This is a genomic window from Delftia sp. ASV31, assembly GCF_016428765.1.
In the GTDB taxonomy this organism is placed as follows: Bacteria; Pseudomonadota; Gammaproteobacteria; order Burkholderiales; family Burkholderiaceae_C; genus Comamonas; species Comamonas acidovorans.
The window spans coordinates 95,038-101,451 of record NZ_JAELTK010000010.1 but is presented as its reverse complement, the minus strand read 5'-3'; the positions used below and the strand labels follow the sequence as shown (position 1 = coordinate 101,451).

General features: G+C 68.5%; 7 protein-coding genes. 4 read left to right on the top strand and 3 right to left on the bottom strand.

Annotation, left to right across the window (positions count from 1 at the left end):
• Positions 1 to 507: LysR substrate-binding domain-containing protein (locus JHD82_RS06025; protein ID WP_233174637.1), on the top strand; the 507-nt coding region annotated here is incomplete at its 5' end.
• Here the strand turns inward: JHD82_RS06025 and JHD82_RS06020 are convergent.
• On the bottom strand, positions 497 to 1,921 hold the full coding sequence (locus tag JHD82_RS06020) for an FAD-binding oxidoreductase (RefSeq protein ID WP_199135711.1): 1,425 nt from the start codon (positions 1,919 to 1,921) through the stop codon (positions 497 to 499). The genes JHD82_RS06025 and JHD82_RS06020 overlap by 11 nt on opposite strands.
• An 82-nt stretch (positions 1,922 to 2,003) precedes the next feature.
• Positions 2,004 to 2,357, bottom strand: a complete 354-nt coding sequence (locus JHD82_RS06015) for an EF-hand domain-containing protein (RefSeq protein ID WP_199135710.1) — start codon at positions 2,355 to 2,357, stop codon at positions 2,004 to 2,006.
• A 181-nt stretch (positions 2,358 to 2,538) separates the two neighbouring features.
• Here JHD82_RS06015 and JHD82_RS06010 point away from each other — a divergent pair, with 181 nt between their 5' ends.
• Both JHD82_RS06010 and JHD82_RS06005 read left to right on the top strand, forming a co-directional pair.
• A complete protein-coding gene (locus JHD82_RS06010; RefSeq protein ID WP_013799980.1) occupies positions 2,539 to 3,111 on the top strand; it encodes a cob(I)yrinic acid a,c-diamide adenosyltransferase in 573 nt (190 codons plus the stop codon).
• A 42-nt stretch (positions 3,112 to 3,153) separates the two neighbouring features.
• Positions 3,154 to 4,059, top strand: coding sequence for a LysR substrate-binding domain-containing protein (locus JHD82_RS06005; RefSeq protein ID WP_012202007.1), 906 nt, complete (start codon positions 3,154 to 3,156; stop codon positions 4,057 to 4,059).
• A gap of 12 nt (positions 4,060 to 4,071) precedes the next feature.
• Here JHD82_RS06005 and JHD82_RS06000 read toward each other — a convergent pair whose 3' ends face one another.
• On the bottom strand, positions 4,072 to 5,301 hold the full coding sequence (locus JHD82_RS06000; protein WP_199135713.1) for a D-amino acid dehydrogenase: 1,230 nt from the start codon (positions 5,299 to 5,301) through the stop codon (positions 4,072 to 4,074).
• A gap of 222 nt (positions 5,302 to 5,523) precedes the next feature.
• On the opposite strand from JHD82_RS06000, the gene JHD82_RS05995 reads away from it, so the two are divergent.
• Positions 5,524 to 6,405, top strand: coding sequence for an amino acid ABC transporter substrate-binding protein (locus tag JHD82_RS05995; protein WP_016447309.1), 882 nt, complete (start codon positions 5,524 to 5,526; stop codon positions 6,403 to 6,405).
• Positions 6,406 to 6,414: the final 9 nt, after the last annotated feature.

Below are 6,414 nucleotides of genomic sequence, written 5' to 3'. Positions count from 1 at the left end.
ATGCAGGGCGCGGTGGACTTCGCCGTGCGCGTGATGACCGAGCCGCCCGAAAGCCTGGTGGCCTGCAAGCTCGGTGACGTGCTCTACGAGGCCTGCGCCACGCCGCAGTTTCTGGCTGCGCATGGCCATCCCGACTCGCTGCTGGCGCTCAAGCGCGTGCCGCTGATCACCTCGGCGCTCACGGGCCAGAAGCTGCGCACGGCGGGCATGAACGGCGCCCGGCCCACCGAGCTGCGCATACGCCCGCGCCTGATGTCGCCCAACTTCCATTTCCTGCGCGATGCCGTGCTGCAGGGCCTGGGCGTGGCCGTGGTGCCGCGCTACATGGTGGCGGCCGAACTGGCCAGCGGCGCGCTTGAGCGCCTGCCGCTGCCGCCCGGCAGCCTGGACTTTCTGGCCACGCGCCAGTACCTGCTGTACATGCCGTCCCACTACCAGACGCGGGCCATCACCACGCTGATCGACTTCCTGCGCGAGAAGGCCGCGGCGGAGGGACTCAGAGGCTGAAGATTTTCCCGGGGTTCAGGATGTTCTTCGGGTCCAGCGCCTGCTTGATGGAGCGCATCATCTGCACCGCGCCGTCGCCGGCTTCCTCGCGCAGGAAGTCCATCTTGTGGATGCCCACGCCGTGCTCGCCCGTGCAGGTGCCGCCCAGCGCAATGGAGCGCGACACCAGCTGGTGGTTGAGCTGCTCGGCGCGCGAGCGCTCGTCCTTGTTGTCCGGGTCGATCAGGTAGCCGAAGTGGAAGTTGCCGTCGCCCACGTGGCCGACGAGGAAGTAGGGAATGCCGCTGTCATCGGCCTCGCGCACCGAGTCCAGCAGCGCATCGGCCAGGCGGCTGATGGGCACGCAGGCGTCGGTGGTGATGCAGCGGCAGCCGGGGCGGCTGGAGACAGCCGCGAAATAGGCGTTGTGGCGGGCCGTGAACAACCGCGTGCGGTCCTCGGGACGCTCGGCCCATTCGAAGGCATTGCCGCCGAACTCGCCCGCGATGTCCTGCACCATCTCGGCCTGCTCCTTCACGCCCGTGGGCGAGCCGTGGAACTCCATCAGCAGCATGGGCTCCTCGCGCAGCGTGAGCTTGCTGTAGGCGTTGACCATGCGCACCGAGTTCACGTCCACCAGCTCCACGCGGGCAATCGGCACGCCCATCTGGATGGTCTGGATGACCGTGCGCACGGCGGCCTCGATGCTGGGGAAGGAGCAGATGGCCGCGCTCACGGCCTCGGGCAGCGGGTACAGGCGCACCGTGATCTCGGTGACCACGCCCAGCGTGCCTTCGCTGCCCACGATCAGGCGCGTGAGGTCATAGCCCGCGCTGCTTTTCTTGGCGCGCGTGCCGGTGCGCATCAGCTCGCCGCTGGCCGTGACCAGTTCCAAAGCCAGCACGTTCTCGCGCATGGTGCCGTAGCGCACGGCATTGGTGCCGCTGGCGCGCGTGGCGGTCATGCCGCCGATGGAGGCATCTGCGCCAGGATCGATGGGGAAGAAGAAGCCCGTGTCCTTGATGGCATCGTTGAGCTGCTTGCGCGTGATGCCGGGCTGCACGGTGACCGTCAGGTCCTCGGCGTTGACCGAGAGAATGCGGTTCATGCGGCTCAGGTCCAGGCTGATGCCGCCCTCGACGGCCAGCAGATGGCCTTCGAGCGAGGAGCCAGCGCCGTAGGGGATGACCGGCACGGCATGCTGGTCGGCCAGCTTCAGCGCGTCCTGCACGTCCTGCGTGCTTTCGGCAAAGACCACGGCCGCAGGCGGGGGCGCCTGGATGGCGCCCTCGTCGCGGCCGTGCTGTTCGCGCACCGCCAAAGCCGTGGAGCACTGGGCGCCGAAACGCTGGGCCAGGGCTTGGAGAAAGGCTTCGGGGATGGGGCGCTGAGCGAAGTCAGGCTGCAGGCGGACGGGGGCGACAGGGGCGTTCATCGGTGTTCTCCAGGGGGAACTGGAAAGAATACCACCGGCCCTGCCGCCCAACCGTGTGGGTCAGCCGCCAAGCATCCGGGTGTCAGCGCGGCTGGACAGCCTTGCTGAATTCATCGCGCGACAGCGATCCGTTCTTGTCGGCATCGATCTGGGCGAAATTGCTGCTCACGGCGGGCAGGGCCTCGGCCTCCTTCTTGCTCAGCTTGCCGTCCCGGTTGGTGTCGGCGCGATCAAATGCGGCCTGGACGTCGTTGGCACCAGCCGGGGCGGGGGCACTTTGCACGCCAGCGGCAGGTCCCATCTGGGCGGCGGAAGATGCGGGCGCGGCAGGCGCCTGTGTCTGCGCCATGGCAGCAACGCTGCCCAGCGAAATGGCCGCGAACAACATCACGCTGCGGATTTCAAAACCGGAGACTTTGCGCAGTTGAGAGGTCATGTGTCGAACTCCTTGTCGAAAGTGGAACATGACTGCATTCCACCTGTTGCAGCGCAGCAGGGCCAGCACTTTTGCCGGCTGTTGCCTGCTACAACATTTGCGTGCCGCCTGTAACGCACAATTGGGTGTTGGGCCGTTACGGGTCCGGCTTTCCACCCCCGCACCGCCAAGGAGAACGCCCATGGGCAACCGTTTGACACAGATCGCCACGCGCACCGGAGACGACGGCAGCACGGGCCTGGGCGACAACACGCGCGTCTCCAAGAACAGCGGCCGCCCGCACGCCATGGGCGATGTGGACGAGCTCAATTCCCACATCGGCCTGCTGCTGTGCGAGGCCCTGCCCGACGACGTGCGCGAACTGCTGGTCGATGTGCAGCACCAGCTGTTCAACCTCGGTGGCGAGCTGTCCATTCCCGGCTATGAACTGCTCAAGGACGACGCCCTGCTGCAGCTCGATGAAGCGCTGGCCCACTACAACGCGCAGCTGCCCCGGCTGCAGGAATTCATCCTGCCGGCGGGCAGCCGCGCCGCGGCCCAGGCCCATGTCTGCCGCACCGTGGCACGCCGCGCCGAGCGCATGGTGGTGGCGCTGGAGCAGGGCGAGGCCATGCGGCCCGCGCCGCGCCAGTACCTGAACCGCCTGTCCGACCTGCTGTTCGTGCTGGCGCGCGTGCTCAACCGCATGGATGGCGGCGACGACGTCTACTGGAAGAGCGAGCGGATGGCCCGCGCGCAGTCCGCCGAAGAGTGAACCCGCGCTGAACCTGCGCTAATCCCGCGTTTAGGACGGCCCATGCGCCTGCGCCACATCGAGGTCTTCAATGCCGTCATGCAGACCGGCAGCGTCAGCGCTGCCGCACGGCTGATCAACATCACCCAGCCGGCCGTCAGCCGCACCCTGCAGCACGCGGAGCTGCAGCTGGGCTTTGCGCTGTTCCAGCGCGCACGCGGCCGGCTCACGCCCACCAATGAGGCGCTGGCGCTGTTCCCCCACATCGAGAAGCTGTTCGAGCAGCTCGACGAGGTCCAGCGCCTGGCCGACAACCTGCGCCATGGCCAGGCCGCGGACCGGCTCACCGTGCTCACCGTCTTCGCGCTCAGCCGCGAGGTGCTGCCTCGCGCCGTGGCCGGCTTTCGGCGTCGCCACCCCCAGGTGCAGGTCCATGTGCAGGCACTGCACACCCCCCAGGTGGTCTCGGCCCTGCTGCTGCAGGAGGCCGACGTGGGCTTCGTCATCAGCTCCGTGGGCCAGCCCGCGCTGGAGCATGAACTGCTGGCCGAGGTGGACATGTTCTGCGTGCTGCCCAAGGGCTTGCTGCCGCCCTCGCGCGTGCGCGAAGAGGGGATGGAGCTCAAGGACCTGGCCGAGCTGCCCGTGGTCGCTCTCGATGCACGCGACCCGCTGGGCATGCGCCTGGGCCAGGCCTGCCGCGAGCACGGCGTGGGTCTGTCGCCCGTGGTCACCGTGCAGACCTACCACGCGGCCCTGTCCATGGCCGAGTACGGCCTGGGCGCCGCCATCATGGACGGCTGCACCGCCCTGGCCGCCGACCGCCGCAAGGTCCATGTCGTGCCCCTGCTGCCGCGCATCACGGTGGGTGTGAATGCACTCAGCCTGCCCCAGCGGCCGGGGTCCGTGCTGGCGCGGGCAATGACCGAGGAAATGCGCAAGGCCTTGCGCGAGTTGCTGGCTGGTTGAGGCCTGCGGGTTTCAGGCCTGCTCCATCTGCCCCACCAGCCTCTGCGCCGACCCGAACGCCAGCGTCAGCCCCAGCGCGCCGTGCCCCGTCTGCAGCCACAGGTTGCGCGGACCGCCGCGCTGGCGGCCGGTGAGGGGCAGGCCGGTGGGTGTGGCGGGTCGCATGCCGGTCCAGGGGTGCAGGTCGCCGTCCAGCGGCAGGTCGGCGAAGACCTCCTGCGTGCAGCGGCGCAGGCTGGCGATGCGGCGCGGGTCGGTGCCTGTGTCGTGGCCCACGATCTCCACCATGCCGGCCACGCGCAGGCGTTCGCCGATGCGTGCGAAGACGACCTTGCGTGCGGTGTCGGTGACGCTGACCCGGGGTGCGGCGTGCGGCAGTTGCGCGGCGGCATCGGCGGTGATGCTGTAGCCCTTGAGCGGGTAGACGGGAATGCGCAGGCCCAGCTGGCGCGCGTGGACCGCGCTTTCCCAGCCGCTGGCCAGCACGTAGTGGTCGGCGCGCAGCGGCAGCGGGCCTGCGGCGGTGCGCAGGCCGGTAATGGCGTCGCCTTCGCGCTCGAAGCCCTGCAGCTCCACGCCGTAGCGCAGTTCGGCGCCGCGTGCGGTGAGCCGGGCGGCCAGTTGCTCGCACAGCAGGCGGCAGTCGGCGGCGGCCTCGCTGGGCGTGTGCACGGCGCCTGCAATACGTTGCGCGTAGCGGGCGAGCGCGGGTTCGATGCGCGCCACTTCGGCGGCGTTGACGATGCGCTGCGGCGCACCGCCCAGGCCCGCTTGCAGTGCCACCTGCTGCGCGGCGGCATCCAGCGCCTGCTGGGTGGGGTAGAGCACCAGCTTGCCCGGCGTGTGCAGGTCGCAGGCCAGTGCCTCGTCGGCCTGGAGCGACTCGAAGGCCTGGCGGCTTTCGGCGGCCAGGGCCAGCAGGGCGCGCGTGCCTTCGGCCGAGGCATGGGCATTGCAGGCGCCCAGAAAGCGCAGTCCCCAGGCCCATTGCGCGGGGTCGGCGCGCAGGCGGAAGGCCAGCGGCGAATCCTTTTCCAGCAGCAGGCGGGGCAGCATCTTCCAGATGCCGGGATCGGCCAGCGGCTGCACGTAGGAATAGCTCAGCTGCGCGCCATTGCCGCCGCTGGCGCCCTGGGCGGGGCCCGGTGCGCGGTCCAGCACGGTGATGCGGTGGCCGGCCTGCTGCAGCGCCCAGGCCGTTGCCAGGCCGACGATGCCGGCGCCCACGATGCAGACATGCATTGATCGTTTCTCCATGCAGCCGCACTGTAGGCCGCGCGCGGCAGGCTGGGCCATGGCATTTAGCACAGGGGGTATGCATGCAGGTTATGGCTGCGGGCCGCTGCCCAGTGCAGGGGGACCGCCCATAACCGGCGGGCATGGGTCGGCCCGATATTGTCATTCCGCAAAGGCCGCCGCCCTTCCTACACTGGCCGCACATCCACCAAAGACGAGGAGACAAGCATGCAACTTCACACCACCGCGCTGTGCGCGGCCCTGGCCCTGGGAGGCCTGGCTGCGGCCCATGCCGACACGCTGGCCAAGGTGCGCGACAGCGGCCGCATCACGCTGGCCTACCGCGAGTCCTCCGTGCCCTTCAGCTACCTGGACAACGGCAAGCCCATCGGCATGACGGTGGAGATGTCCCAGGCCGTGGCCGAGGCCGTGAAGAAGGCGGTGAACCGGCCCGATCTCAAGGTGCAGTGGCAGGCCGTGACCTCGCAGAACCGCATGCCGCTGCTGGCCAACGGCACCATCGACCTGGAATGCGGCTCGACCACCAACAACACGGTGCGCGGCAAGGAGGTGGCCTTTGCCATCAACCATTTCTACACGGGCACGCGGCTGCTGGTGAAGAAGAGCTCGGGCATCAAAAACTACGCCGACCTCAAGGACAAGACCGTGGCCATCACCACGGGAACCACCAACCTGCAGGTGCTGCGCAAGGCCAATGCCGACAAGGCCTGGGGCATGAACATCGTCATGGCCAAGGACCATGCGGACGGCTTCCTGCTGGTGGAGAACGACCGCGCCGCGGCCTTCGGCATGGACGACATCCTGCTCTTCGGCCTGATCCCCACGGCCAAGAACCCCGGGGACTTCGAGGTGGTGGCCGACTCGCTGCAGGTCGAGCCCTATGCCTGCATGCTGCGCAAGGACGATGCCCAGTTCAAGCAGCTGGTCGATGGCGTGATCGGCGACATGATGAAGTCGGGCGCGTTCGCCAGGCTCTATGACAAGTGGTTCATGCAGCCCATTGCCCCGAGGAACGTGGCCCTGGGCCTGCCGATGAGCGAGCAATTGCAGAAAAACCTGCAGGACCTCAGCGACAAACCCGCTTTTTGATTTCGGATC